Here is a 26,665-nt window from a genome sequence, read left to right on the forward strand (position 1 = left end):
CCAGCGCACCCCAGCAGCGAGGAGAACCAGCGTGACCGCCATCTCGATCACCAGAGCCGAGGACGTGGAACGCCTCTGGATCAATCCGGAGCAGGAGTACAGCCACCGCGTGGTGACCACCAAGCGCCAGGGGTCCCAGGCGCTCAGCTTCCACGTCACCACATACGCACCCGGTTTCACCGCGTCCGTCGACGGCGACGGCGTGCACGAGGTGGTCATGTACTGCACCCACGGGTCCGCCCAGGTGACGACGGAGGACGGGGTGCGCCGCGAGATGTCCCCCGGTGCCGCCATCTACCTGCCGCTCGAGTTCCACTACGACCTCGAGATCGGCCCGGACGGCATGACGGTCGCCGTCGCGTGCAACCCACCGAAGGAGTGAGCCATCCGGAGTCTCGGACCAGCCGCCTGCTCGACGGGATCCCCGGGTCCGCCACGGTCGGCCTGTCCGACCGGATCGCCGCGCTCCGCTCCGCGGGCCGCCGGGTGGTCGACCTCGCGTCGGGTGACCCGGACGCGGACACCCCCGCGCCGGTGGTCGACGCCGCGGTGGCGTCCCTGCGGGCCGGGCGCACGCACTACGGGCCCAGCCGGGGAACCGCCGAGCTGCGTCGCGCCGTCGCGCAGGCCCTGCCCGTCGGCGTCACCCGCGACCCGGACAGCGAGGTGCTGGTCACCGGCTCGGCGAAGTTCGCCCTGTCGCTGGCCCTGCAGGCCTTGCTGAACCCCGGGGACGAGGTCCTCGTCCTCACCCCGGCCTGGGTCAGCTACCTGCCGCTGGTCCGCCTGCACGGCGGCGTCCCCGTGCCGGTGCACCTGGACAGTAGGGACGGGTTCCGGGTGACGGCCGAGGCGCTCACCGGCGCCTGCACCCCGCGCACCCGGGTGCTGCTGGTCAACAGTCCGACCAATCCCACCGGGCGGGTCCTCGACGCCGCCGAGGTCGACGCGGTCGTCCGGGTGGCCGAGGAGCACGATCTGGTCATCGTCAGCGACGAGATCTACCGGCACCTGGTCTTCCGGGGCGAGCACCGCAGCCCCGCCGTGGCGGCACCGCACCGGACGGTCGTCGTCGACGGGGTGTCCAAGGCCTACGCGATGACCGGGTGGCGGCTCGGCTGGCTGTCGGGTCCGGCGGACGTGGTCTCCACCGCCCTGGTCGCACACCAGCACATGCTCAGCTGCGTGCCGCTGTTCGTGCAGGACGCCGCGGTCGTCGCACTCACCGCCGGTGACAGCTACACCCGCGAGATGGTCGAGACCTACCGGCTCCGGCGGGATCTGCTGATCGACATCCTCGACGGCGCGGACGGACTCCGGTTCACCCCGCCGGAGGGTGCGTTATACGGCTACCTGGACGTCGGCGGCACCGGCCTCGAGGCAGGCCCGTTCGCCGCCCGCCTGCTCGAGAGCACCGGCGTCGCCGTCCTTCCCGGCGGCCCCTTCGGCGCGCCGCAGGACGACCACGTGCGGGTGTCGCTCGCCGTGCCGACCGCCGACCTCACCACGGGCCTGCAGGCGCTCCGCACCTTTGTGACTACCCTTCCCGCCCCCACCCCTTCCGGAGCTCGCCGATGACCTCCCTGCACACCTTGACCGGCCTCGGCCACATCATGATCACGCCGTTCCTGCCGGACGAGAGCGTCGACGAGGACGGGCTCGCGTCCGTCGTCGACTACGCCGTCGGGGCGGGGGTGTCCGCCGTCATCCCGCTCGGGATCATGGGTGAGGCGCACAAGCTCACCGACGCCGAGCGGGACCTGGTGGTGGAGCGGGTGGTGTCCGCGGTGGCCGGACGGGTCCCGGTGATCGCCGGCTGCACCGCCGAGTCGACCCGTGCCACGGTGCAACGAGTCCGGCGCGCCGCCGAGCTGGGTGCCGCCGGCGTCATGGTGGCGCCGCCCCGGGCGCTGGCGGGCGCGGCCGGCCAGCAGGTCGCCTACTACCGCGCCGTCTGCGACGCGGCCGACGTACCCGTGGTGGTGCAGGACGAGCCGGTGACCACCGGCGTGGCGATGTCCGGCGCCACGCTCGGCGAGATCGTCCGCCATCCGACGGCTGTCGCCGTCAAGGTCGAGCAGGTCCCCAGCCCGACGAAGATCTCGGCCATCCTGGACGCCAACCCGGACGCCCGGTGCTTCGGTGGCCTGGGCGGGCTCTACGCCGTCGAGGAGCTGGACCGGGGCGCCGTCGGCGTGATGACCGGCTTCGCGCTGCCCGACGTCCTGGTCCGGATCTGCGCGGCCCACGCCGCGGGGGACCGGGCCGGCGCGCGCCGGACGTTCTTCCAGCACCTGCCGTTGATCCGGTACGAGGCCCAGCTGGGCGTCGGCGGGGTGTCGATCCGCAAGCAGCTGTTCGTCGAGCGCGGGATCATCCGGCACGACACCGTCCGCGGGCCGGCGCCGGTCACCGATCCGCGCACCGTGGCGGAACTGCGGGGGCTCATCGAGGACGTCGAGCACGGCTGAACGGGGCCGGGCGGCCTGGTGCAGCAGGAGCCTCCCCTGCCGAGCTCGCACACCGCGGACCGGACGGGCGATGTCGCCCGCCACCCCGTGGAGTGCCGCGGCGCCCAGCGGCCTTCACGATGTAGGTGCCACACCGGACGTCGCCCGGGTCCGGTCGCCCGGTGTGGTGACCGCCGGCCGTCGATGCGGTCGCAGCCGGCCAGACCGTCCGGAGGCGGCGCCGGTCGACCGCACGCCGGCGGGTAGCGTCGCGCAGCGTCCACAGGGTCGACGCCGGAGGTCATTCGATGCAGCGCAGGACCGCAACCTGGGCCGCTCTCGCGGCCGCCGCCACTCTCGCGCTGTCCGCCTGCGGGTCGAACGACGCCTCCTCGCCGTCCTCGGCGTCGAGCAGCAGCGTCGCGTCCGCGTCCTCGTCCTCGGCAGCGTCGTCCGTCTCCTCGATGTCGAGCTCGGCGTCCTCGACCTCGGCGGCGGCGTCCATCACCCAGCCCTCGTCGACGGCCGCGCAGACGTCCGGGACGGCCGGCTCGACGGCGGCCACCCCCTCGTCGGCTGCTGCGCCGTCCGAAGGGCAGTCCTCCGGCAGCGACCCGTCGGCGACCGCGTCCAGGAGCGGGTCGGGATCGGCCAGCACGACGGTCGGTGGCACCACCACCGCGCTGGACGCCAGGTCCACGGCCTGGTTCGAGCAGGCGTGCACGGGCCTGGCGCCGCTCACCCGGCTCGACGACGAGTTCTCCAAGATCTCTGCAGGTGCCACCTCCACGCCCAAGGGCAAGCAGCAGGCGCTGGCCGCGTTCGCCACGCTGCTGCGCACCACCGGAGCCGGCCTGGTGCAGGCCGGACAGAAGCTCGGCAGCCTGCCCGCGCCGACCTTCGAGGGCGGCAGCAAGCTGGCGGCCACGGCCTCGCAGGGGCTGACCCGCACCGGCCAGGCGTTCACCAAGTACGGGCAGCAGTTCAGCACGCTCGACGTGAACGACGCCGCCGCCGGGCGGCAGATCCTGGGCAACCTGCAGAAGACCACCGAGGAGGCCGGAAAGGCGCTCCAGGGTCTCGACCTCAGTCCCGAGGTGAGCCGCGCGGTCGCCAGGATCCCGGCCTGCGCCTCGCTGTCCTGACGAGGCCCGGCAGGACGCTCCGGCAGCGGCCCGCGCGCCGGCGGACGGGGCCGGGCCGGCGGACACCGGAGGAGCGTCGATCGCGGCCGCGCCTACGCTGACCGGTATGGAGCATCGCAACCTCGGCCACACCGGAATGTTCGTCAGCCCGCTGTGCCTGGGCGCCATGATGTTCGGTGCCTGGGGCGAACCCGACCACGACACCTCCGTGGCGATCATCCACCGCGCGCTCGACGCCGGGATCAACTTCGTCGACACGGCCGACGTGTACTCGCAGGGCGAGTCCGAGACCATCGTCGGAAAGGCGCTGCGCGGGCGCCGGGACGGCGTCGTCCTGGCCACGAAGTTCCACGGGCCGATGGACGTCGAGATGGGAGCGCCCGGCGGCGACCCGAACCGGCGTGGCAACTCGCGGCGGTGGATCGTGCAGGAGGTCGAGAACAGCCTGCGGCGCCTGCAGACGGATTGGATCGACCTGTACCAGGTGCACCGTCCGGACACCGGCACCGACGACGACGAGACCCTGGCCGCCCTCACGGACCTGCAGCGCGCCGGCAAGATCCGCGCGTTCGGGTCGTCCACGTTCCCCGCGTACCGCATGGTCGAGGACCAGTGGATCGCGGAGCGGCGCGGCCTCGGCAGGTTCGTCACCGAGCAGCCGCCGTACTCGCTGATCCACCGTGGCATCGAGCGGGACGTGCTGCCCGTGGCCGAGCGGTACCACATGGGTGTGCTGGCCTGGAGCCCGCTGGCCGGCGGTTGGCTGACGGGCCGGTTCCGCAAGGGTCAGGACGCACCGGAGACCAACCGGGCCAAGCGGATGCCCGATCGCTTCGACCTGTCCGCGCCCGGCAACCAGGCCAAGCTGGAGGCCGTCGAGCAGCTGGCGCTGCTCGCCGAGCAGGCCGGGATGTCGCTGATCCACCTGGCGCTGGCCTTCGTCCTGCAGCACCCGGCGGTCACCGCGCCGATCATCGGTCCACGGACCATGGACCAGCTGGAGACCCAGCTCGGTGCGGCCGACGTGCGGCTGTCCGGCGACGTCCTGGACCGGATCGACGAGATCGTGCCGCCGGGACGGACGGTCTCGCAGGACGACGACGCCTACCCGACCGACGCGCTCACCGACCCGTTCCTCCGGCGGCGCCGGACCTGCTGACCGGGCAGCGCGACCGTCCGACCCGCGGGCGGAAAGGTCCTCCGGCCCGGCGCACCGCCGGCCGGTTGGCGTGTCGGTCCGCCGGGAACCGGACTTCCGCCCTGCGCACCGGCAGGACGTCGGACGCGCTGGAGGACCGATGGGCTACAAGACTCCCGACCAGATCGCGGTGGCCGCCGTCAACGGCGGTATCGCGAAGGCGAACCTGTCGCCGGACCGGATGCTCGTCGGCGGTGTGCTCGCCGGCGCCTACATCGGCTTCGCGGGCCTGGTGGGCATCATCGGCACCTCCGGGTTGCCGACCGCCACCTGGGGCACGCTGCCCACGCTCATCTTCGGGCTGGCCTTCTCGCTCGGGCTGATCCTGGTGATCGTCGCCGGTTCCGAGCTGCTCACCGGCAACATGGCACTGCTGCCGCTGGCGTTCTTCTCCCGGCGCATCACCGTCGGCCGGGTCGGGATGAGCCTGGCGCTGGTCACCATCGGGAACCTGCTCGGCGCGCTGCTGGTCGCCTACGTCTTCGCGGTGAAGACCGGGGTGATCGGCACCCCGTCGTCGGCACCCGGGAGCACCGGCGCGCTGACCTTCCAGCGGCTCAGCGGCATCGCCGACGGCAAGGCGCTGGTGGAGACGCACCTCCAAGTCATCCTGCGCGCGGTCGCCTGTAACTGGCTGGTGTGCCTGGGCGTCTGGATGGCGCTGGCCGCCGAGGACATCGCCGGCAAGGTCCTGGCCATCGTCTTCCCGATCACCGCCTTCGTGGCCATGGGATTCGACCACGTCGTGGCCAACATGTTCTTCCTGCCGGCGGCCATGTTCGCCCACGTGCCGGGGCTCACCTGGGGTGACGTCTGGGACAACCTGTGGGAGGCCTACGTCGGGAACTTCATCGGCGGCGGCCTGTTCGTGGCCGGGGCCTACTGGTTCCTGTACCTGCGCGGTCGGAACACCTCGACCCGTCCGGACGGCGTCGTGGACACCGCCGCTCCGGACGACCGCTCGCACGCCGGGCAGCACGCCGCCGGTCCCCGCTGATCCGCCGGGCCGCAGCGGCACCGGCCCGTCCGCGGACGGCCCTGCCTGCCCCGGCCGTCCGGTAGCGCGCCGTCCCGGCGGTGCGGCGCTAGGCTCGGCCCACCGGTCGGCCGACGAGACGAGGCTGCGTGCTGGACCTGTTGCTGCACAACGCCGTGGTGCACACCGTGTGTCCGGATCGTCCGCCGGCGCACAGCGTCGGCATCTGGCGCGGCCGGATCGTCGGCCTGGACGGCGACATCGACGACCTGCCCGCCCGCCGCCGCGTCGACCTGGCAGGCGCCACCGTCGTCCCGGGGTTCCACGACGCGCACTGCCACACCACGTCCGTCGGCATCGAGGAGCTGCACCTGGATCTCGGTGGATGTGCCTCCACCGACGCCGTGCTCGAGCGGGTCGCGGTGTACGCGGACGGCCTGCCGGACGACGCCTGGGTCATCGGGTTCGGGTACCTGGACCGGTCCCGACCGGACCGCTTCCCGACCGCCGCCGAACTGGACCGTGCCGGATCCGGCCGGCCGGTGTGGCTGACCCACCGGTCCGGTCACTCCTGCGCCGTGTCCTCCGCGGTGCTGCGAGAGCTGGCGGACCCGTTACCGGGTGACGCCGCCCGGTTCGTGCACCGGGACGGCACCGGCCGGCCGACCGGACTGCTCGAGGAGACGGCGATGGACGCCGTCAAGGACCTCGTCGGCCCGGCGTCGCAGGAGCAGCTGGCGGACGCCGTGGACCGGGCCACCCGGCGGTACGTCGCGGAGGGCATCACCAGCTTCACCGAGGCCGGCATCGGCTGTCCCGGCATCGACCACGGTCCGGCCGAGATCGGCGCCTACCAGCGGGCGCGGACCACCGGTCGGCTGCACGCGCGGGCGCAGCTGATGGTCTACAGCGAGCTGCTGCACGAGGTGGCCGGCAGTCGCGGTGAGACGCCGGCCAGCGGGTTGGACCTCGGTGCCCGGACCGGTCTCGGGGATCCGTGGCTGCGGCTGGGGGCCATGAAGATCTGGATCGACGGAGCCGGCACCGCCGGGACCGCCGCGGTGACCGGACCGGCCGGGGAACCGCCGGCGCGGCAGTCCTTCGCCGACGACCCGGTGCGGATGCGCCGGCAGATCGCCGACGCCCATCGCAGCGGCTGGCAGGTCGCCGGTCACGCGATGGGCGACGCCGCGGTCGACCTCCTGCTGGACGCCCTGGCCTCCGCCGGCCCGGTCGACGAGCTCCGCGCCCGCCGGCACCGCGTCGAGCATGCCGGCCTGGTGCGGCCGGACCAGGTGCAGCGGATGGCGGACCTGGGCGTGCTGGCCGTCATCCAGCCGCTGTTCATCCCGCTGTTCGGCGACCTGCTCGCCGACGGCTTCGGCGCGGCCCGGGTGCCCTGGTCGATCCGGGCGGCGAGCTTCCTGGCGGCCGGTGTCCCCGTCGCCGCCAGCTCGGACCGCCCGGTGGCGCCGGCCACGCCGCTGGCGGCGCTGCAGGCGCTGGTCGAGCGACGGACCGGCACGGGCGCCTGCTACGGGCCGCAGGAACGGATCCCGGTCGCGGCGGCCCTGCACTCGTACACCGCAGGTGCGGCGTTCGCGGCCGGCGCGGAGTCCGAGATCGGGTCGCTGGCCGAGGGTCGGCTGGCCGATCTGGTGGTGCTGGGCTGCGACCCGCTGTCGGTGGAACCCGCGGCGCTGGGCGAGATCCCGGTACTGGCCACCATGGTCGACGGGCGCGCGGTGCACGACCCCGAGGACCGGTTGTCCTGAGCCCGTCCCGCTCCGGGGTCCGTCAGCGCCGGTGGACCACCCGACCACCGACCAGCGTCCACAGCACGCGGTGCGCGGCGTCGACGGCGACGAGGTCCGCCGCCAACCCCACGGCCACCGTCCCGGTCTCCCGGCCCAGCCCCAGCACCCGTGCCGGTACCCGGGTCGCCGGGATCGTCGCCCGCTCCCAGGAGACCCCGGCCGCGGCGGCGAAGTTCGCGACGGCGGTGGCCATGTCGAGGACGCTGCCGGCCAGCGTGCCGTCGGCGAGCCGGGCGGCCCCACCGTCGACGACGATCTCCTGCTCCTCGAAGTGGTGCACGCCGTCCGGCAGCCCGGTCGCCCCGATGGAGTCGGTGATCAGCACCATCCCGTCGAGACCCTTGGCCCGGGCGGTCAGTCGCAGCAGCAGCGGGTCGACGTGCACGCCGTCGGCGATCACCTCGGTGACGACCCGCGGGTCGGTGAGCGCGACGCCGAGGATCCCCGGCCGGCGGTGGTGCAGCGGCGCCATGGCGTTGAACAGGTGGGTGGCGCCGCGCACCCCGAGGTCGACGGCCCGCGTCATGTCTGCCGCCGAGGCGGCCGAGTGGCCCGCCGAGCACACGACGCCGTGCGCGGCGGCCAGCCCGAGAAGCTCGTCGGCACCGGGCAGCTCGGGCGCCAGCGTCAGCAGGCGCAGCGTGCCGCCTGCGCGGTCCAGGTAGCGCGCCAGCACGGCCGCGTCGGCCGGGACCACCGAGTCGGGCCGGAAGGCGCCGGGGCAGGACCCGCTGATGAACGGGCCCTCCAGGTGGACGCCGAGACATCGCGCGCCCGACGGGTCCGGCCGGTCGAGATAGGCGCGGACGGCGGACAGTCCGGCCTCGATGTGCTCGTCGGAGCCGCCGACGGTGGCCAGGAACCCGGTGACGCCGTGGGCGGCGTAGAACCGCGCCATCCGGGACACGTCGTCGGCGCGGCCGTCGATCACCTGCGCGCCGGCGGCGCCGTGCGTGTGGAGGTCGACGAAGCCGGCGGCCACCGTGGCGTCGCGGGCGTCCAACACGGGACCGGGGCCGGCCCGGCCCCCGGGGACGATCGCGGAGATCCGGCCGGCCGTCACCTCGACCACCGAGGGGCCGGTCGCCCGCCCGTCGACGACCAGGTCCCCGGCGAGGACGCGGAGATCAGCCACCCGCCACCGTCGCCCGGGCGACCGGTTCCAGCCGCCGGGTCCGGGAGGACCGGTAGGCGGCCTCCGCGACCTCGACGGCGCGGAGGCCGTCGACGCCGGTCGCGCACGGCTCCTGCAACGTGCCGGCGCGAACGGAGCGGAGGAACGCGTCCACGGTGTCGCGGTTGACGTCCGGCTCGAACGACGCGTCGACCAGGGTCCGGTCGCCCTGCCGGGCTGCCACCCGCAGCGCCTCCGGCGCCGACGCGATGGCCAGCGACCCGTCCGTACCCAGGATGCGGAGGTAGAAGTCGTAGCTCCAGGGATTGGCGGCCGGCACCGACCAGCTCGGGTCGATGCTGCCGACGGCGCCGCCGTCGAACACCAGCGACACCAGGGCGCCGTCCTCGACAGCGATGTCGTGGAACAGCGTGCCGACCTCGGCCAGCACGCCGTCCGTCTCGAGGCCCGTGACGAAGCGCATGGCGTCCAGGACGTGCACGCTGTGGTCGATCAGCGCACCGCCACCGGCCTGCCCGGCGTCGGTGATCCAGGCCGGGTAGCGCGGCGCCAGCGGCGGGCGGCCGCGGTTGCCGCCGACCATGCCGCGCACCGCGCCGATCTCGCCGCCGCGGACGAGCTCCCGCACCTCGCGGACGACCGGGTAGAACCGGGTGACGAACGCGGTGTGCAGCTGCACGCCGGCCTCGTCGCAGGCCCGGACGATCGCGGCAGCGTCCGCAGCCGTGGTGGCCAGCGGCTTCTCGCACAGCACCGCGGCCCCGTGCGCGGCTGCTGCCTCGACCAGCGGGCGGTGGTCCGCGGTGATGCTGCAGACCAGCACCGCGTCCGGCCGGTGCCGCTCCAGCAGGTCGGCCGCCTGGCGGTGGTACGGGACACCGGCCGCGCGGGCGAACGGCTCGCCGAGCGCGGGGTGGCTGTCCGCGACGGCGACGAGCCGCCCGAGGTCGCCGGCGGCCAGCGCGGCGGCGTAGGACGCCGCATGCGGCCCGTGCGCGCACCCGAGCAGCGCGACGGTCAGCGGGCCGCTCACCGCGCACCGTCCAGGACGGCGGGATCGCCGGTGAGGTCGACCGCGGTGCCCGTCCGGACGGACTCCACGGCGCCGAGCGAGATGCGCAGCGCGGTACGACCGTCCTCTGCGGGGATGGGCGCCGGACCGCCGGCCCGGACGGCGTCGACGAACGCGGCGATCTCGTCGTGGAACCCGCGCCGACCCAGCGGGCTGAAGTCCCGGGTGTGCCCGGACGCCGTGTGCAGCCGGCCGACCGAGATGCCGGGGTAGTCCCACGCCAGCCGGCCTTCGGTGCCGACGATCTCGCAGCTCAGCGTGAGCCCGGCGACGGCGGGGTGACCCCAGCTGGTCTCCACGACGGCCATCGCCCCTCCCCGGTAGACGACGGTGGCGACGGCGTAGTCCAGCAGCCCGTCCGGCCGGCGCGACCCGACCGCGTGCACCCGCTCGGGGACGTCACCCACGACCCAGGTCAGGAAGTCGAAGCTGTGGATGGCCAGGTCGACGAGCGGTCCCCCGGAGCGGGTCTCGTCGCCGAGCCAACCGCCCGCGCTCCAGTCCGGGAACGGCCCGACCAGCGACTGGGACATCATCCGCACCGGGCCGAGCGTGCCCTCGGCGACGACCCGACGCGCCGCACGGTGGTCCGGCTCGTACCGCGAGACGTGGCCGACCATCAGGACACCGGGCCCTCGCTGGCCGGCCTCGACGATGCGGTCGGCGTCGGCGAGCGTCCGCGCGACGGGCTTCTCGCACAGCACGTGGGTGCCCGCGGCCAGGGCGGCGACGGCCAGGTCGGCGTGCGTGGGGGACGGCGTGCAGACGCTCACCGCGTCCACGTCACGGTCCAGCAGCTCCGCCAGGCCGGCGACCGCGGCGGCGCCGTACCGGCCGGCCAGTGACGCGGCCCTGGCCGGGTCCGGATCGGCGACCGCCACCAGCTCCGCGCCCGGGTGGACGGCCCACGCGTCGGCGTGGGCGGCCGCGATGTAGCCGGCGCCGAGGATGCCGACGCGCAGCGGCGTCCGGGTCACCATCGGGCGGACCTCCGGTCGTCCCGCAGCAGCCGCGACCGGTGCGCGGCGCCGAGCACGCCCGAGTCCGATCCCAGGGCGGCGGGCACCACCCGCACGGTGGTGGCGACGTCCGCCAGGTACCGGTCGAAGGCCTCCTGCAGTGGGCGGAGCAACGGCGGGCCGAGGTTCGACACGCCGCCGCCGACCATGAGCACCTGCAGGTCGAGCACCATCAGGTAGTCCGAGAGCACCCGTCCCAGATGGTCCGCTGCCGTGGCCAGGGCCCGCGTGGCGTCGCGGTCGCCGTCGCGGGCGGCAGCGGCCACCGCCTGCAGCGTCGGGAAACCGGCCGCGGAGCGCAGGATCGCCGGCCCGGAGGCGACGGTCTCCAGGCAGCCGCGGCGCCCGCAGTTGCACTGCCGGCCGTCGACCTCGGCCTGCACGTGGCCGATCTCGCCGGCCAGCCCGTTGACGCCGCGGTGCACCTCCCAGTCGAAGATGAAGGCCATCGACACGCCGGTGCCGAGGTTGAGGTAGGCGACGTCGGCCTGGCCGATGCCGGCGCCGGCGACGAGCTCGCCGAAGGCGGCCGCCTTCACGTCGTGGATGACGGTGGTGGGGTGGGCGACGGCCGCCTGGATGTGCTCGACGATGCCGAAGTCGACGAGCTTGAGCACCGGTGCGTCGCGGACGAAACCGGTCACCGAGTCGATGGTCCCGGGCATGGCCAGCACGATCGGGCCGACCGCGAGACCGCCGGACCGGGCCACGGCGAGCAGCTCCTCCGCGGCGTCCAGACAGGCGTCGACGACGGCGGTCCCGCCGGCGGGCGGGGTCTCCAGCCGGACCCGGGCGACGACCGACCCGGCCGGTTCGATCACCACCCCGGCGATCTTCGAGCCGCCCACGTCGATGCCGATGCCGGCGGAGGCCGGCCGGTGCTGGTCCTGCATGTCACCCGTGCCCTGTCGTCGTCGGTCGGCCGCTGTCGAGCTGGTCGTCGGGGTGCTACTTGAAGCCGGTGGTCGCCAACCCCTCGATGAACCGTCGCTGCATGATCAGGAACGCCACCAGCAAGGGGATGACGGTGAGCGTGGACGCGGCCATCTGCAGGTCGGTGCGGCTGAGGTACCGGCCGGCGAACTGCGCGAGACCCAGTGGGAGCGTGTACATGTCCGGTGAGGACGCCACCAGCAGCGGCCACAGGAAGGACTCCCAGCTGCTGACCAGCGTGAAGATCGCCAGCGCGGACAGCGCGGGCTTGGCCAGCGGCAGCACGATGCGGAAGAAGATGCGCAGCTCGCCGGCACCGTCCACCCGGGCGACCTCGATCAGCTCCGACGGCACCGCCGTCAGGAACTGCCGCATCAGGAAGATGCCGAACGCGTCGACCAGCGAGGGCAGCACCATCCCGGCGTAGGTGTTGAGCAGGTGCAGGTCGCCGGCCAGCACGTACAGCGGGATGACCCGCACCTGGAACGGGATCATCAGGGTGGCGAGCACCAGGACGAAGAGCACGTTGCGGCCGGGGAAGGTGAACTTGGCGAAGGCGTACCCGGCCAGCGAGCTGGTCACCAGCACGCTCACCACGGTGATCGCCGCGATCACGGTGCTGTTGAGGAAGTACCGCAGGAAGTCCGCCTGCTCGAACACCTGCCGGTAGTTGCGCGGGTCGAACGACTTGGGCAGCAGCGTCGGCGGGAACGCGAGGATCTCCGGGATGGACTTGAACGAGGCGGCCAGCATCCACAGCAGCGGGCCGAGCATGACCAGCGACCCGGCGACGAGCAGCACGTAGGTGGCGGCGGAGGCGAGCCGGTGGTGGAGCGGCATCAGTACTCGAACTTCCGCTGGACGAACCGGAACTGCAACAGGGTGACCAGCATGATCAGGATGAACAGCAGGAACGCGGCCGCCGACGGGTAGCCCATCTCGAGCGGGCCGAAGGCGTTCTGGACGATGAACAGGACGGCGGAGCGCGTGCTGTTGAGCGGCCCGCCGGCGGGCTGCTGCGCCGAGCCGGTCATCACGTACACCTGGGTGAACAGCTGCAGCCCGGCGATGACCCCGATGACGGTCGCCAGGAGGATGCTGGGGTTGAGCAGCGGCAGGGTGATCCGCCGGAACCGTTGCCACGGACCGGCGCCGTCCATCGTCGCCGCCTCCAGGATCTCCCGGGGGATGGCCTGCAGGCCGGCGAGCAGGATGACCATGTAGAACCCGACGTCCCGCCAGATCGACATCAGCACGATGCCGTTCAGCGCCCAGCCCGGGTCGCCGAGCCAGCCGGGCCCGGGGATGCCGAACCAGCCGAGGACGGTGTTCACGATGCCGAAGGTCGGTTCCAGCAATGCCTTCCACACGTAGCCCACCGCGACGAGCGAGGTGACGACGGGGACGAAGTAGATGGTGCGGAAGACGCCTCTGGCCCGCAGCCGCGGCCGGTTGAGCAGCAGTGCGACGGCCAGCGCGAGCGCCACCGTCGGGACCACCGACACCACCGTGAAGTACAGGGTGTTCCAGACGGACCGGTGGAACGTCTGGTCGTCGGTGATGAGCTGCCGGTAGTTCTGCAGCCCCACGAAGACCTTCGGGGCGCTGCCCAGCGGCCAGCGGTAGAGGCTGTACTGGAACGCCCGGATCATCGGGTAAATCACCGTCACCGCGAAGAGGACCAACGCCGGCGACAGGAAGGCGTAGGCCCACAGCGTCTGCCGGCGCCGCATGCCGGTGCCCCCTCGGGGCGGCCGGCCACCGGTGGCACCGGCCGCCCGCGCGGTGCGGGCCTGCTGGGTGAGGGTCACCCGGCGAGGCCCTTCTTCTTGTACAGCGCGTCCTCCCCCTTGGCGCCCTTGTCGACGGCCGTGCGGACGTCCACGCCGCCGAGGGTGATCTCGTCCCAGATCTGCTGCTGGATGGCGAACACGTCGTCCCAGCCCAGCGAGTTGTACGGCATCGCCTTGGACATGGAGTCCAGGCCGACGACGACGTTGGGGTCCTTGCGGAGCGTCGGGTCCTGCGCCAGCGAGACACGGGACGGCAACTCGCCGCCGCCGGCCGCCCACGTGCGCTCCGAGTCCTCGGAGGTCAGGAACGACACCCACTGCCACGCCTGCTCCGGTGTGGCGCACTTCTTGGAGACGACGTAGGACCAGGACGTGCTGGCCACCGGCGCATAGGTCTTGTCGGCGACGGGCGGTGCGATGTGGACGCTGTACTTCACGTCCGGTGCGCTGATCTTGTAGACGCCGGTGAAGGTGTACTCGCGGAGGATCATCCCGGCCTTGCCCAGGGCGAACTTGCTCTGGCCGGTGAGGAACTTGGCCGAGTCGACGTGGTCCTGGGTGATCAGGTCGGTCATCCGCTTCCAGACCTGGTCCCCGGTGGCGTTGTCGTAGGTCACCGTGCCGGTCGCCTTGTCCACCAGGCCGTTCGGGAACGCGAGGGTGGGTGCGCTGTAGTACCACTGGTACGGCGACGCGGCGATGTCGATCCCGGCCTGCACCAGCTGGTCCCCGTTGGTCTTGGTCAGCTTCACCGCGGCCTGGCGGAACTCGTCCCAGGTGGCGAAGTCCTTCGTGGGGTCGAGGCCGGCCTCGCGGAACAGGTCGTCGTTGTAGAACAGCAGGAACGTCTGGAAGTCCGTGGGCAGGCCGTAGTACTCGCCGCCGATCTTGAGCAGTGCTGTGGACGCCGGGATGAAGTCCTTGGCGATGTCGGCCGCCGACAGCACGCTCTCGGGCACCGGTGCCAGGTCGCCGCGCGCCTGGTACTCGCCGACGATGTTCGCCGGGAGCTGGAACACGCAGGGGCCGTTGCCGGCCTCCAGTGCGGCGCCGAGCTTCTGGAAGTAGGAGTCGTACGGGATCGACTGGAAGTCGATGGTGTTGCCGGTCTTGGTGTGGAAGTCGTCCTTGAAGCCGTTGAGCAGCTTCTCGCGGGCGTCGCTCTGGTGCTGCCAGTGGGTGATCGTCACGGGTGCACCGCCGGCGGAGCTGCTGGACGACCCGCCGCCGCCGGACGTCGATCCGGCGGACCCGGACGAGGTCGCCGACCCCGTGCCGGCCGTCCCGGACGAGGTCGACGAGGTCGACGACGCCGACGAGCTCGACGAGGGGGAGCTGGTGGACGTGCCCAGCGGCGCCTGCTCGGTGGCCGACTTGCCACCGGAGCACGCCGCCAAGGCCAGGCAGGCCACCGCCGTGGCGGCGAGGGCGAGCCTGCGAGGGGAACGGACGAGGAACATGGCGACTCCCGCTGAGAAGGGGTGGTGCCGACGCGCCGTACGCGATGACAGAACGCTGTTCTGGATGACAGACGCTAGGACCGTCGTCCGTCAGGTGTCAAGAGCAGGCGTGCGGGTCGTCCGGGCCGCGTCGACGGACCCGCGCGCCGTGGTCGCAGCGGCAGGTCCGGCGTCGCTACCAGCGGGTTCCGGCGCCGACGGCCTTGCCGATGAGCGCGGCGTGCTCGCGGAGTGTGGGGACGCACTCCTGGACCCGCTGCTCGGTCAGCCGGCTGACCGGCCCCGCTACGGTCAGCGACGCGATGACCGATCCGCGGAGTCCGGTCACCGGTACCGAGACGCTGGTCAGGTCCGGGTCCCGTTCCTGCGCCGACGCGTCGTAGCCGTCGCGGACGATGCGGGCGAGCCGCTCGTCCAGTGCCTCGGGGTCCGGCACCTGCGCGGTGTGCTGGTAGCGGGCGCGGTCGGCGGGATCGGCGAAGGCGAGCAGGACCCGCCCGGAGGTGGTGGCGTGCAACGGCAGTCGTTGGCCGGGGGCCTCCACCATGCGGATCGACCGCCGGCTCTCGGCCTTCTCCAGGTAGATCACGGAGTCGTGGTCGAGGATGCCGAGCAGGGCGGTCTCGCCGGTGGTCTCGGCCAGGTCCTCCACCAGGGGACGCGCCGCCTCGCTCAGGTCCGAGCCGGCCCGGACGAGCTCGCCCAGCTCGAACAGCCCCCAGCCGAGGTGGTAGCGGTTCTGCGCGTCCCGGCGGACCAGGCCGCGGAACTCCATGGTGGTGACGAGGTTGTACGCCGCCGTCTTCGACGACCCGCTGGCGGCGGCGAGTTCGGTGACGCCCAGCGGGCGCTCGCTGCGCGCCATCAGTTCCAGCAGGTCCACCGCGCGCATCAGCGACTTCACCGGTCGCAGCCGGCGACCGTCGGCGCTGTAGACGATCTCGTCGTCGTCCGCGTCCTCGGCCATGGCAGCAGCCTCCTGGACCTTCTGGCGGAGCACGGACGTCGGTGGCGGAGCACGGACGTCCCGAGTGTAGGAGGGAGGACCAGCGGTGCCTCCGACCGGCGCGGTGCTCGCCGCGGGGCTGTCCCCGGGGGCGGTCCGGTGCCACCATCGACCGGATCGTGACGGTGGGGGGAGCGCTGATGGACGAGACCGGTCCGCCGCGGGCGGCCGTCCCGCTGCGCCCGGGCGGCATCCGCCGGACCGACGGACGCCCGCCGATCGGGCGGCCGTCGACGGCGGTGCGCCCGCTGGTGGTGCTCGGGGCGCTGGTGGCGGTCTTCCTGCTGCTGCTGTCCGCCCGCTACGGGTACCACCGCGACGAGCTGTACTTCCTGGCGGCCGGTCGCCACCCGGCGTGGGGGTATCCGGACCAGGGACCGGTGACGCCGCTGCTGGCACGCCTGCTCTCGGCGGTGGGGCCGGACTCGCTGGTGGTCCTGCGCGTGCCGTCCGCGTTGATCGCCGGGGTGGTGACCGTGCTGACCGGGGTGCTCGCGCGCGACCTGGGCGCCGGCCGCGGCGGCCAGCTCCTGGCGGCCGCGTGCATGGCGGTCTCCGGCGGGACGCTCGCGGTCGGGCACACCCTGAGCACCACCACCGTCGACCTCCTGGTGTGGACGCTGGCCAGCGTGCTGGTCGTCCGGCTGCTGGCCGGCGGCGACCCGCGGTGGTGGCTCGCGGTCGGTGCGGTGCTGGGTATCGGGCTGGAGAACAAGTGGCTGCCCGCCTTTCTCGCCGCCGCGCTGGTCGTGTCGCTGGCCGCGGTCGGGCCGCGGCCGGTGTTCCGGTCGCCCTGGTTGTGGGTCGGTGCCGCGGTCGCGCTGCTGCTGTGGGCGCCGAACCTGGTGTGGCAGGCGGCGCACGGCTGGCCGCAGCTGGCGCTGAGCCGGTCGATCGCGGCGGGCGGCTCGACCAGCTCCACGCCGTGGTTCCTGTTCGTCCCGCTCGAGCTGCTGTTCATGAGCCCGGTGCTCGTGCCGATCTGGTTCACCGGGTTGTGGCAGCTGCTGGGTGACGCCCGGTTGCGCCCGTGGCGGGCGTTCGGCGTGGCCTACCTGGTGCTGGCCGCGCTGTTCCTGGTGACCGGCGGCAAGCCGTACTACCTGCTCGGGATGTACCCGGTGCTGTTCGCGGCGGCCGGCGACCCTGTTGCCGGGTGGGCGCGCCGGTCGGGGATCCGCCGGGGTCTGGTGGCGGCTGCCGTCGTGCTGAGCCTGCTCGCCGATTCGGTGATCGTCCTGCCGGTGCTCCCGGTGCGTGCGTTGGCCGCCGGCCCGGTGCTGGCGATCTACCCGGACGCCGGTGAGACGGTCGGCTGGCCGGCCTTCGCGCAGGAGGTGGCCGCCGTGTATCGGCAGGCGCCCGCCGGTGCCGTGCTGCTGATGGCGAACTACGGCGAAGCCGGCGCGGTGGACCGCTTCGGCCCGGAGCTCGGGCTGCCGCGGGCTTACAGCGGGCACAACGGCTACGGCCTCTGGGGTCCTCCGCCGGACGGCGCGACGGGCGCCGCGGTGGTCGTCGGCTACCCCGAGGCCACGCTGCGCCAGTGGTTCACGCGGTGTTCGGCGGCCGGGACGGTGGACGACGGGGTCGGCGTGGACAACCAGGAGCAGGGCCGCACGGTGCAGTCGTGCACCGGCCAGCGGCTGCCGTGGAGCCGGCTGTGGCCGTCGGTGGTGCGCCTGGGCTGAACCGGTCGCCGCCGCTGCGCACCGCTGCCGGGTCCGGCGGTCCGGTCGCTCCGGTCGGCAAGATCTGTGGGTCGGCAACGACCAGGGGACGACACCCGCACGACGACGGAGGAACGCGATGGAGTTCAAGCTGGAGTTGGTCCCGGTGCCGGTCACCGACGTGGACCGGGCCAAGCGCTTCTACACCGAACAGCTGGGCTTCGTCGCGGACGTGGACGTGCAGCCGGTCGACGGAGTGCGGGTGGTGCAGCTGACGCCGCCCGGGTCCTCCTGCTCGATCGGGTTCGGCACCGGCCTGGCGGCGTACGAGGGTGAGCCGGGGTCGGTGCGCGGGCTGCACCTGGTCGTCGCCGACATCGAGCGGGCGCGGGCGGAGCTGGTCGACCGCGGCGTCGAGATCGGCGCGGTGCAGGACGTCGGCGGCGGGGTCCGGTACGCCGGCTTCGCCGACCCGGACGGCAACGGCTGGACCCTGCAGGAGATGGCCTGGCGGACCGGCGACGCGTACTGACCGTGTCCCAGGGGTGGTCCGCCTGTCGGCCCGGGCGGCCTCAGCAGTGGTCGGACACCCACTGCTCGACGTGCTCGGCAGCCTGCGTGACGTCCGGACGGTGGAAGACAGCCGTGGCGTCGTCCAGGGTCCCGCCGGTCAGGGATCTCGCGGCGGCGGCGAGCGTGTCGATGTCCCCGCCCAGCGCGGTGGGCACCTGCGCGCGCACCCGTGCCAGACCGTCGATCACCGGGGCCGGGTCGAACGCCTCGCCCCCCGTCCTGCCCTGCAGCACCGCGAGAAAGCCGCTCCCGACGGCCGCCGCGGCGTTCGCGGCCGACAGGCACTCCACCGGGTCGCCCGGCGTCGTGTCGCGGACCTCCTGGCCGTCCGGAGTGCTGTCGGGTCCCTCACCGGTGGCCGGGCTCGCGGTCGCTTCCGTCGCCGAGGGCGCAGGGGCCGCAGGGGACGGCGCAGCTGCCGCCGCCGTGGCGGAGGACGCGATGCCCACCGGCGTTCCGGTCGCGGACGAGCAACCGGCCAGGGTCACCACGCCGGCGGCGACGAGGACGGTCAGGCGGTGACGGACGGCGAGCATGGCGACTCCTGGTCCGGGGCCGACCCGATGGCCGGCCGGGTGCGCAGCAGGAGTGCCTTGCGGCAGGGCTGATACGGGACAGGCTGCGCGGACGGCGCGACGCCTCCCGCTGCGCCAGTATCGGCGGCATGTCCGAACCGACCGGAGGACCGCCCGCGGGTCCCGTCTTCCACAGCCTGGCCCCGGTGGTCCCGGTGCGCGACCTGGCCGCGGCGCTAGACCGCTACCGGGGGCTGGGCTTCGCGGTCCGGGCCTACCACGACGGCGGCTACGGCTACGCCGACCGCGACGGCGTCTCGCTCCCCCTGGCCGAGTGGGCGGACCACGATCCTGCGACGACCGGGTCGCAGATCTACTACTACGTCAGCGACGCCGACGCGGTGTACCGGGAGTGGCGCGCGTCCGGGGTAGGCGGCCGTTCCGTCGCACCGACCGACGCACCCTACGGACTCCGCGAGTTCGCGCTGGTGGACCCGGACGGGACGCTGCATCGGGTCGGGTCCCCGCTGCGTCCGGGCACCGACGACCCCTCGGGAGCGCGAGGACACTAGGAATCGTGGTCGACGAGGGACAGGTCCGTGGCGGTGCTCCGGCCGCCGCGGATCCGGACGCCGCCCGGGAGTCGTTGTCCCTGCTGCGCCGGTCGCTCGTCGCCGAGATGGACGAGGCCCACGAGGAGCTGCAGGCGGTCCGCAGGCTCCGGACGGACCGGTCGGACGACGACGAGCACGACCCGGAGGGATCGCCGCTGTCCGCGGAGTGGTCGCGACTGGACGGTCGGTACCGGGCCGCGCAGCAGCGGGTCCGGGACGTGGACGCGGCGCTGGCCACGGTCGACGCCGGGCACTACGGCATCTGCGAGCGCTGCGGTCAGGCCATCGCGCCGGGCCGGCTCGAGGCGCTGCCGACGGCGACCCGGTGCGTCCGGTGCGCCGGGCGCCGCTGACCGGCGCCGCAAGGTGACCGCATCCGGCATCGGTACGGTGCAGCCATGCCCGGACCCACTCTCCCGCACAGCGGGTGGATCGGCCTGGCCGTGCTCGCCGTCGCGCTGGTGTGCGTGGTGACCGGGGTGACGACGCTGCTGCGCGCCCGCGGTCGGAGCCGCACCTGGGTCCGCGGGACCGGCCGCGTCGTGCAGTCCAGGCTCGACGGTGACGGGCACATCCGGTTCCGCGTGGCCTTCGAGCACGCCGGCCAGGAGGTCACCTTCTGGAACCGCTTCACCTCTGGCACCGGGGTCGACCCGGTGGGCCGGGACGTCGACATCCTGGTCAACCCGGTGGACCCGTCGGACGCGGTGGTGGTCGGCGGCCCGGCTCGTCCCGGGGCGGCCGGCTGGGCGTTCGTGGCGTTCGGCGTGGTGGCGGCGATCGTCGGACTAACGCTGACCCGGGCGCTGGCCTGAGTCCCGCCTCCCGGACGCTCGGGTGGCCCGTCGTGCCAGGTCGGCGAACGCCTGCCGGAGATCGGCCGGCTCGACGTCGTCGATGTCGGCGTCGAACCGGGCGAGGGTCGCGGCGAGCGCCGGCCACGACCAGGCACCGAGCACCACCCGGCTGCGCTCCGCTCCGAGCATCTCCACAGCTCCGTCCGCGGTGAACGGCACCACCTGTGCCGCAGGGCAGTGCAGCACGGCCGTCCCGAGACACGGCCACTTGTCACCGGTCTCGGATCCCTTGAAGCGGCCAGCCAGGAAGGCGGCGACGTCTCCGCCCGGGACCTGCCGCGGCGCGAAGCGCGGGCCGTTCGGCGTGCGCAGGCCTATCCGGTCGACGCGGTACACCCGCCAGTCCCCGCGACGGGTGTCCCAGCCGACCAGGTACCAGCGTCCGCCGCGGGCGACCAGGTGGTGTGGCTGCAGGTGCCGCGGACGTCCGTCGGTCGTGTCCGTCCCGGCCTGGCCGACGGGTGCGGGCGAGGCGTAGTCGAAGCGGAGTCCCTCCCGGGCGCGGATGGCGGCGCTGACGGCGTAGAGCACCGCCGGGTCGGCAGCCGCCTGCTCGCCGGCAGCCGGGACCGCGGTCAGCTCGAGGGTGTCGACGCGGGCGCGCAACCGTGCAGGCATCAGGTGCCGGACGGTCTGCAGAGCCTGCGCCGCCGCGTCCTGCACCCCGGCACCGGTCACGGCGACCGACCGCAGAGCGACCGCCACCGCGACCGCCTGGTCGTCGTCGAACAGCAGGGGCGGCAGCTGCGCGCCGGCGTCGAGCCGGTATCCGCCGTGCGGACCCCGGGCCGCGCGGATCGGGTAGCCGAGCTCGCGGAGCCGGTCGATGTCCCGCCGCAGGGTGCGCTCGCTGACCCCGAGCCGCTCGAGCAGCGCCGGGCCCGGCCACTCGCGACGGGCCTGGAGCAACGACAGCAGGCTCAGCAGGCGTCGCGACGCGGTGGGCGCCGAGGTGGTGGGCACGGCGTCGATCGTGCCGCAGGAACCGGCCACTCCCTGACCGGTACTGCTGCGACGGTGCAGTGGTCACCGGAACTTCCGGTGCTCGTCACGCGAAGGAGCCCTGTCATGTCGGTGCAGACCGTCGCCCACCTCAACTTCCACGGCCAGGCCCGCGCGGCCCTGGAGTTCTACCGGTCCGTCTTCGGCGGCCAGCTCATCGTGGCCACCTACGGCGACATGGGGATGCCAGCCGAGCAGCCCGACGCGGGCAAGGTGGTTTTCGGACAGGTGCTGTCGGACAACGGCTTCCGGGTGATGGCCTACGACGTCCCCGGCCACGGGACGGCTGGTGCTGCCCTCGACGCGTCCGCTGTCCCGTCCACCCGGCGGCAGAACGGCATGACACTGACCGGCCAGCCGTTCTTCGTGTCCGTCCGTGGCGACTCGGTCCAGGAGCTCGAAACGCTGTGGGAGGGCCTGTCCGACGGTGCCACCATCGTCGAACCGCTCGCGCCGTCCGCCTGGGCGCCGGCCTTCGGCATGCTCACCGACCGGTTCGGCACGACGTGGATCCTGGACGTCCCCGCGCCGCAGGGGTGATGCCGCGACGGCGCCGTTGCATCGACGGGACGCCGTTCCCTGATCGGGTTCAGCTCGATGAGTGCAGGCCCTGCCACTGGGCGCGAGTGAGGGCCTACTCGACGTCGCCGAGCTCGTCACCGGGAATCCGAACCTGCCAGTCCTGGGAGAAGGTGCGGATCTGCCGCATCCCACACTTCTCCATGACCCGGCGGGACGCGGCGTGGTCGACCATCCTCGGGGCAACCACCCGGCGGGCGCCCAACGTCTCGAACGCCAGGTCGATCAGGGCAGTGGAACCCTCGTCCCCGATTTCCTCCCGGGGCGTGGGCCGCCCGCCGTTGATCCGAAACATCACGTCCGGGTCGCCGTCGAGGTCGACCAGCACGTACGGGCGCCCGTCCGACGACCTCGGACGCGGATCGCGTCAGGAGGAGTGGATGCTGGGCAAGCCGGGTCAGCGGCCCCGCGCCTACCGGGAGGGCGGCCGCTCGTCGCAACGGTTCAGGGCAGGACGGCCCGACGTGGCGGCGCCCTCAGGTCGTCGCCCGGACTGGTCGGCGTGAAGAACCAAGGAGGGTACGGGTAGTCCTGGTCGGTGGCTGTCGGGGACCCGCCCTGCGCGGCGGCCTGCTGCAGCGCGGCGACCTTCTCGAGAGCGGCTCTGGCCTCGTCCGTCCCGAGATCCGGTCGCAGCCAGAATGCGAGGGCGGCGGCCGCGGCCATGGGATCCGAGAATGCGGAGGGTTTCTCCCGCGTCGCGCTGCCGACCATGAGGTTGTCCATGGTGTTCCGGACCGTGTACACGGCCAGGACCCCCGTGATGATCAGACCGGCAACCAGACGGCTGGTGCCGGACCCGATGTCGAGCGTGCCGGCCACATCGACCAGGAGCCACAGCTCACCGGCCGCCGCGGCCACCGCGACCGTGGTGGCGAGCAGGACGCCGAGCACGGTGTTCACCGGCTTCGCCGTTCCGCCGTCGCGGCGGACGAGTTGCAGCAGCACGGGGGTCGCACCGACGAGCGCCGCCGCGATGGCGGCCCCCACGGTCGCCACCGCGACCGCACCGGGCGAGTCGCTCGAGATGGCTTTCAGGACATCGGTGGAGCCGAGGACCGCGGTGACGACGCCGACGATCAACGTGACGTTGCTGACGAAGCTGTCCTTGAAGCTGTAGGTGTCCGGCAGTCCCGGCAGCGGGCTGGTCGGGGTCAAGGACGCGCCGGACACGGCCCAGGCCAACGCGTACGCCAGCAGGACGAGGACGGCGGCGCCGAGGAGCGCCCACCAGAAGGCTCGGAGGGACTCCCACGGAGAAGCCCGTGGCGCGGTCACCGTCACGTCGAGCGATGTGGCACCGGCACCGAGACGAACCGCAGCGGCGTCCCCGGAGGCGCACGTCCGGGGGACCGTCAGCGTCACCTCCGTCCGTTGCCCCGCCGGCAGAGTGGCGTGGTCCGCGGTGACGGCGCAACCGGCCCTGTCCGGGACGGACGGCGTGAGCGGCAGCAGCTGCGTCGTCAGATTGCTGAGCACGACGGTCGCGGACCACGCGCCGTCGTCGGCCGCGGCGGCGGTCACCGACGGGTCGTCGACGAGCACGGCCGCCGGAGCCGCGGAGGCGGCGGTCAACAGCGAGAGATGCAGGACGGCCGCCGCGGCGATCACTGTCGCCGCGCGCGCGGCACCGGTGCGCAGCAACCTGGTCGCGTGGGACACAGCCCTCATGGCCCTCATGCGGAGCTCCCTGATCGGGACACACGGTGCGGTGGGCAGCAACGCTAGCCGGGGGTCCGGCGCGTGTCCACGAATGGATCGGCGACCGTGTCGGCCCACGGTCCGCCGACCGGATGGTCGGCCCACCGGGAGATGTCGGCGTCCGGCTGCCGGCCCCGGCTGCGACGGGGGAGACTGACCGGAGCCGCGGACCACGCCGCGGGCGGACCCGCCAGCACATCGGCCGGAGGTGACGACCGCATGCACTGGGACGAGGCCACCCTGTCCACGGTGCAGGCCGCGGTCGACCGTGCCCGCGCCGGCCAGCCGACGGTGTTCTTCGTCGAGGGTGAGGCGGGTGCGGGGAAGACCGCGCTGCTCGACGAGCTCGTTTCCCGCGCCCCCGGTTTCCACGTCCTCGCGGCGGCCGCATCGGAACGGGCGACGACCCCGTACGACACGCTCGACCGGCTCGGTGTCGCTGTTCCGCGGACCGCCGATGGTTCGTTCCCCGGCCCGTTCTTCGCCGCCCAGCAGGTGCGGGCGATCCTGGACGGTGCCGGCGACGAGCCGGTGCTGCTGCGCGTCGACGATCTGCACTGGGCGGACCCGGAATCGGTCCGGGCGCTGCTGGCGCTGTTCGAGCGCGCCTCGGGCGACCGGCTGCTCGTCGCGGCGGCCGCCCGCACCGGGGAGGCGCACCCCGAGTGGCTGCACTGGGTGGACCGGTCCACCGCCGTGCTGCGACTCCGGCTGACCGGCCTGGACTTCCTCACCGCGGTGCGCCTGGCGCGGCACCGGCGTCCCGACTTGGACGCAGCGACCATCCGGCTGCTGTGGGAGCACACCGCCGGCAATCCGCTGTACCTGTCGGCGCTGGTCGCCGAGCACGACGACCGGGCGCTGCGCCGGGCGCGGGTGCTGCCGGCGCCGGCTGCGTTCGCCGACGCGGTGCGCTCCCGGGTGGCGCGGACCGGCCCGGACGCCCAGCGGTTGGTCCAGGCGGTGGCGGTGCTGGGGCCCTCGACGGTCCCGCTGTACGTGGCTGCGGAGATCGCCGATGTCGACGACCCGGACACCGCGGCGCAGGCCCTCGCGGACGCCGCGCTGGTGCAGCTGCAGGAGACCGACACCGGCGTCGAGCTCCAGCTCGCCCATGCGCTCGTCCGCTCGGCCGTCTACGACGGGATCGCCCTGCCGGAGCGTCGACGGCTGCACGCGCGGGCGGCGGAGCTGCTCGGCGACGGCGGCGGTCTGGAGCACCGGGTCGCGGCGGCGTCGCGGTTCGACGCCGAGCTGGCCACTGAGCTGGTCACGGCCGGCTGGGCGTCCTACCGCCAGCAGTTGAGCCGGCAGGGCGCACAGCGGCTGCGCTGGGCCAGCACCTTGACCGCGGACCCGCGGCTGCGGGAGGCCCGACGGCTGGATGCGTTGTTCCTGAGCGTCATGCAACGCGACTTCGCGCTCGTCCGCGACGAGTTGGAGGCGTTGACCTCGGCGGGAGCGCCGGAGAGTCCGCGCCAGGCTGCCGTCGCCGGCGCCTACGCCCTGCTGCGCGGACATGTCGCGGAGGCGTCGGCCATGCTGGAGACGGCCCTGGAGGGATGGCCCGACCTGCCGGACGGCGCCGCAGATGCCGACGGCGACGAGTTCCTGCGCTACCGGCTCGAGGCCTTGCTCGCCTGGGCGCGGATCGGCGGGGGCAACAGTACGGAGTTCCTGGACGGGCTGGCCCTCGCGGTCGACCGCGGGCTGGTCGACCCGGCGCTGGTCGGGTTCGTGGGCTTCGCGCAGGGGTTGGCGCGGGTGCGGGAGCAGGGCGCCGAGGCGGAGCTGGACCGGTTGGCGCCGCTGCCGCAGGACCCGGTCGACGTCCCGCTGCGGATGTCGTTCGTGCTGGGCTGGCGCGGCCTGCTGGAACTCGTGCTGGGGCTGTTCGACCGGTCGCTGGCCGACCAGGCGGAGCTGCTCCGCCGCGTGAACGCCGGTCTGGTGTCCGACACGGCCGCCGGCGGCATCGGCGCCTACCTGGCGACGTCGTACTGGTCGATCGGCGAGTGGGACCTGGCCCGGCTGCACTTCCGGATGGCCGCCGAGTCCGGGCAGGCGACGGGCGTGGCGCCGCTGCTGGCACTGTTCGCGCTCGAGCCGGCCTCCCGGGGCGACACCCGCGCGGCCGACGAGTGGATGACGCGCGCCGAGTTGGCCGCGGAAGGCGGGCTGTGGCCCGAGACGCCGCAGAACCTGGTGATGGCCCGGGTGGTGCGGCTGCGGGCGCACGGCACCGCCGCGGAGCGGGCGGAGCTGTTGCCGGAGCTGCAGCAACGGTGGCCGGCGGCGCTGCGCGGCCGCGGGCTGATCGGCGTGCCCTGGCTCAGCTACACGGGCCTGGCCGCAGTCTGGGCCGGCCAGGTCGACCTGGCCCGAGAGCTGGTCGACCGGATGCGGTCCGGGTCGCCGCGGCCGCCGTGGACCGCAGCGGTGGCGGGGTGGATCACCGGTCTGGTCGCCGAGGCCGACGGCGACCCCGCCGCTGCACTCGAGCACCTGGAGCGCGCGGCCACCCTGGCACCGGCGCCGCCGCTGCAGCGCTCGTACCTGCTGGACGACCTCCTGCGGCTGCGCGCCGACCGGGGCGTGACCGTGGACGACGGGCTGGCCGCCGAGGCGGACCGGCTGTTCCGCGGGTTGGGAGCGGCGCGGACGCCGCTGTCCGCACCGCTGCCGGCGGCCGGGGCGCAGTCGATCGACGCGCCCGCCACGCCCGCCCCGGCACCTGCCGGCGGGCCAGGGCCGGTGCCGGCCGGTGACGTCTACGGCCTGTCCGACCGGGAGCGCGACGTGGTGACCCTGCTCGCGTCCGGGATGAGCTACGAGCAGATCGCCCGCGAGCTGTTCATCACCCGCAGCACCGTCGGGTTCCACCTGGGCAGGGTCTACGCCAAGGCGGGCGTCGGGTCCCGGCACGAGTTGACGGCGCTGCTGCGGTCGGACCCGGCGTCGTTCGGGCTGACCGGAGCGGGTCGCTAGGACCGGCCGGTCGCGGTCACTGACCCGCGAGGACGCCGTGTCCAGGGCTGCGGGCCGCTCCCGCCCGGCACGCGGGTCGAGGGCGGGCTGCCGGCGGGGGCACCTGGTGGGAGTACCAGTCCGGTGGCCAGGCGCAGGACTGTGCATTTCGTCCAGTCGACC

27 protein-coding genes are annotated in these 26,665 nt (G+C 73.7%); 14 read left to right on the forward strand and 13 right to left on the reverse strand.

Features of this window, described 5'->3' with window-relative positions; genetic code table 11:
* Positions 1-31 precede the first annotated feature (31 nt).
* The 3 genes from IEY37_RS08665 to IEY37_RS08675 are packed head-to-tail and all read left to right on the forward strand — an operon-like array spanning position 32 to position 2,471.
* Entirely contained in the window at positions 32-382 is a 351-nt protein-coding gene (locus tag IEY37_RS08665) for a hypothetical protein (RefSeq protein ID WP_188941135.1), read from the forward strand.
* Positions 361-1,578, forward strand: a complete 1,218-nt coding sequence (locus tag IEY37_RS08670) for a pyridoxal phosphate-dependent aminotransferase (RefSeq protein ID WP_188941136.1) — start codon at positions 361-363, stop codon at positions 1,576-1,578. Before IEY37_RS08665 ends, IEY37_RS08670 begins: the two co-directional genes overlap by 22 nt.
* Entirely contained in the window at positions 1,575-2,471 is an 897-nt protein-coding gene (locus IEY37_RS08675) for a dihydrodipicolinate synthase family protein (RefSeq protein ID WP_188941137.1), read from the forward strand. Before IEY37_RS08670 ends, IEY37_RS08675 begins: the two co-directional genes overlap by 4 nt.
* 280 nt (positions 2,472-2,751) lie before the next feature.
* Here the strand turns inward: IEY37_RS08675 and IEY37_RS08680 are convergent, their stop codons facing one another.
* The gene (locus IEY37_RS08680; RefSeq protein WP_188941138.1) at positions 2,752-2,958 is read right to left on the reverse strand and encodes a hypothetical protein; all 207 of its coding nucleotides are present in this window, start codon (positions 2,956-2,958) and stop codon (positions 2,752-2,754) included.
* On the opposite strand from IEY37_RS08680, the gene IEY37_RS08685 reads away from it, so the two are divergent.
* From IEY37_RS08685 to IEY37_RS08700, 4 genes are all read left to right on the forward strand, one after another.
* Positions 2,915-3,595: a hypothetical protein gene (locus IEY37_RS08685; RefSeq protein ID WP_188941139.1), complete on the forward strand. Its 681-nt coding sequence runs from the start codon at positions 2,915-2,917 to the stop codon at positions 3,593-3,595. The two genes, IEY37_RS08680 and IEY37_RS08685, sit on opposite strands and share 44 nt — an antisense overlap.
* 106 nt (positions 3,596-3,701) lie before the next feature.
* On the forward strand, positions 3,702-4,754 hold the full coding sequence (locus IEY37_RS08690; RefSeq protein ID WP_188941140.1) for an aldo/keto reductase: 1,053 nt from the start codon (positions 3,702-3,704) through the stop codon (positions 4,752-4,754).
* A gap of 139 nt (positions 4,755-4,893) precedes the next feature.
* On the forward strand, positions 4,894-5,790 hold the full coding sequence (locus tag IEY37_RS08695) for a formate/nitrite transporter family protein (protein ID WP_188941141.1): 897 nt from the start codon (positions 4,894-4,896) through the stop codon (positions 5,788-5,790).
* A 128-nt stretch (positions 5,791-5,918) separates the two neighbouring features.
* Positions 5,919-7,544 carry an amidohydrolase gene (locus tag IEY37_RS08700; protein WP_188941142.1) on the forward strand — a complete coding sequence of 542 codons (1,626 nt, stop codon included), beginning with the start codon at positions 5,919-5,921 and terminating at the stop codon, positions 7,542-7,544.
* 22 nt (positions 7,545-7,566) lie between these two features.
* On the opposite strand, the gene nagA is transcribed toward IEY37_RS08700, so the two are convergent.
* The 8 genes from nagA to IEY37_RS08740 all read right to left on the reverse strand — a co-directional run bounded on the left by nagA (position 7,567) and on the right by IEY37_RS08740 (position 15,965).
* Positions 7,567-8,721, reverse strand: coding sequence for an N-acetylglucosamine-6-phosphate deacetylase (nagA, locus tag IEY37_RS08705; RefSeq protein ID WP_188941143.1), 1,155 nt, complete (start codon positions 8,719-8,721; stop codon positions 7,567-7,569).
* Positions 8,714-9,754 carry a Gfo/Idh/MocA family protein gene (locus IEY37_RS08710; RefSeq protein ID WP_188941144.1) on the reverse strand — a complete coding sequence of 347 codons (1,041 nt, stop codon included), beginning with the start codon at positions 9,752-9,754 and terminating at the stop codon, positions 8,714-8,716. Before IEY37_RS08710 ends, nagA begins: the two co-directional genes overlap by 8 nt.
* Entirely contained in the window at positions 9,751-10,773 is a 1,023-nt protein-coding gene (locus IEY37_RS08715; protein WP_188941145.1) for a Gfo/Idh/MocA family protein, read from the reverse strand. Before IEY37_RS08715 ends, IEY37_RS08710 begins: the two co-directional genes overlap by 4 nt.
* Positions 10,767-11,705 carry an ROK family protein gene (locus tag IEY37_RS08720; protein ID WP_188941146.1) on the reverse strand — a complete coding sequence of 313 codons (939 nt, stop codon included), beginning with the start codon at positions 11,703-11,705 and terminating at the stop codon, positions 10,767-10,769. The genes IEY37_RS08715 and IEY37_RS08720 overlap by 7 nt, the downstream gene beginning before the upstream one ends.
* Positions 11,706-11,760: 55 nt before the next feature.
* Positions 11,761-12,585: a carbohydrate ABC transporter permease gene (locus IEY37_RS08725; protein WP_188941147.1), complete on the reverse strand. Its 825-nt coding sequence runs from the start codon at positions 12,583-12,585 to the stop codon at positions 11,761-11,763.
* A complete protein-coding gene (locus tag IEY37_RS08730; protein WP_188941148.1) occupies positions 12,585-13,556 on the reverse strand; it encodes a carbohydrate ABC transporter permease in 972 nt (323 codons plus the stop codon). The genes IEY37_RS08725 and IEY37_RS08730 overlap by 1 nt, the downstream gene beginning before the upstream one ends.
* Positions 13,553-14,998 carry an extracellular solute-binding protein gene (locus IEY37_RS08735; protein WP_188941149.1) on the reverse strand — a complete coding sequence of 482 codons (1,446 nt, stop codon included), beginning with the start codon at positions 14,996-14,998 and terminating at the stop codon, positions 13,553-13,555. The genes IEY37_RS08730 and IEY37_RS08735 overlap by 4 nt, the downstream gene beginning before the upstream one ends.
* A 175-nt stretch (positions 14,999-15,173) precedes the next feature.
* Positions 15,174-15,965, reverse strand: coding sequence for an IclR family transcriptional regulator (locus tag IEY37_RS08740; protein ID WP_188941150.1), 792 nt, complete (start codon positions 15,963-15,965; stop codon positions 15,174-15,176).
* 158 nt (positions 15,966-16,123) lie between these two features.
* Here IEY37_RS08740 and IEY37_RS08745 point away from each other — a divergent pair, with 158 nt between their 5' ends.
* Positions 16,124-17,695, forward strand: coding sequence for a glycosyltransferase family 39 protein (locus tag IEY37_RS08745; protein WP_188941151.1), 1,572 nt, complete (start codon positions 16,124-16,126; stop codon positions 17,693-17,695).
* Positions 17,696-17,813: 118 nt separating this feature from the next.
* The gene (locus IEY37_RS08750) at positions 17,814-18,206 is read left to right on the forward strand and encodes a VOC family protein (protein ID WP_188941152.1); all 393 of its coding nucleotides are present in this window, start codon (positions 17,814-17,816) and stop codon (positions 18,204-18,206) included.
* Between the two features lie 40 nt (positions 18,207-18,246).
* On the opposite strand, the gene IEY37_RS08755 is transcribed toward IEY37_RS08750, so the two are convergent.
* A complete protein-coding gene (locus IEY37_RS08755; protein WP_188941153.1) occupies positions 18,247-18,783 on the reverse strand; it encodes a hypothetical protein in 537 nt (178 codons plus the stop codon).
* A 128-nt stretch (positions 18,784-18,911) separates the two neighbouring features.
* On the opposite strand from IEY37_RS08755, the gene IEY37_RS08760 reads away from it, so the two are divergent.
* Genes IEY37_RS08760 through IEY37_RS08770 form a run of 3 tightly spaced genes read left to right on the forward strand, consistent with a single transcriptional unit; the run spans position 18,912 to position 20,191 of the window.
* A complete protein-coding gene (locus IEY37_RS08760) occupies positions 18,912-19,334 on the forward strand; it encodes a bleomycin resistance protein (RefSeq protein ID WP_188941154.1) in 423 nt (140 codons plus the stop codon).
* A 5-nt stretch (positions 19,335-19,339) separates the two neighbouring features.
* Complete coding sequence (locus IEY37_RS08765) at positions 19,340-19,729, forward strand: TraR/DksA family transcriptional regulator (protein ID WP_229674204.1); 390 nt, start codon at positions 19,340-19,342, stop codon at positions 19,727-19,729.
* Between the two features lie 45 nt (positions 19,730-19,774).
* Positions 19,775-20,191, forward strand: coding sequence for a DUF3592 domain-containing protein (locus IEY37_RS08770; RefSeq protein WP_188941155.1), 417 nt, complete (start codon positions 19,775-19,777; stop codon positions 20,189-20,191).
* On the opposite strand, the gene IEY37_RS08775 is transcribed toward IEY37_RS08770, so the two are convergent.
* Positions 20,165-21,196 (reverse strand): helix-turn-helix transcriptional regulator, encoded by a 1,032-nt coding sequence (locus IEY37_RS08775; RefSeq protein WP_188941156.1) that lies wholly within the window; start codon positions 21,194-21,196, stop codon positions 20,165-20,167. The genes IEY37_RS08770 and IEY37_RS08775 overlap by 27 nt on opposite strands.
* A gap of 105 nt (positions 21,197-21,301) precedes the next feature.
* Between IEY37_RS08775 and IEY37_RS08780 the strand changes: the two genes are divergently transcribed.
* Positions 21,302-21,775 carry a VOC family protein gene (locus tag IEY37_RS08780; RefSeq protein WP_188941157.1) on the forward strand — a complete coding sequence of 158 codons (474 nt, stop codon included), beginning with the start codon at positions 21,302-21,304 and terminating at the stop codon, positions 21,773-21,775.
* Positions 21,776-21,869: 94 nt separating this feature from the next.
* On the opposite strand, the gene IEY37_RS08785 is transcribed toward IEY37_RS08780, so the two are convergent.
* Entirely contained in the window at positions 21,870-22,142 is a 273-nt protein-coding gene (locus IEY37_RS08785; RefSeq protein ID WP_229674205.1) for a GNAT family N-acetyltransferase, read from the reverse strand.
* A gap of 116 nt (positions 22,143-22,258) precedes the next feature.
* A complete protein-coding gene (locus tag IEY37_RS08790; protein WP_188941158.1) occupies positions 22,259-23,494 on the reverse strand; it encodes a hypothetical protein in 1,236 nt (411 codons plus the stop codon).
* A 240-nt stretch (positions 23,495-23,734) separates the two neighbouring features.
* Here IEY37_RS08790 and IEY37_RS08795 point away from each other — a divergent pair, with 240 nt between their 5' ends.
* Positions 23,735-26,503, forward strand: coding sequence for a helix-turn-helix transcriptional regulator (locus IEY37_RS08795; protein ID WP_188941159.1), 2,769 nt, complete (start codon positions 23,735-23,737; stop codon positions 26,501-26,503).
* The last annotated feature ends 162 nt before the right edge of the window (positions 26,504-26,665 follow it).

The organism is Nakamurella endophytica, assembly GCF_014646215.1.
GTDB lineage: Bacteria > Actinomycetota > Actinomycetes > Mycobacteriales > Nakamurellaceae > Nakamurella > Nakamurella endophytica.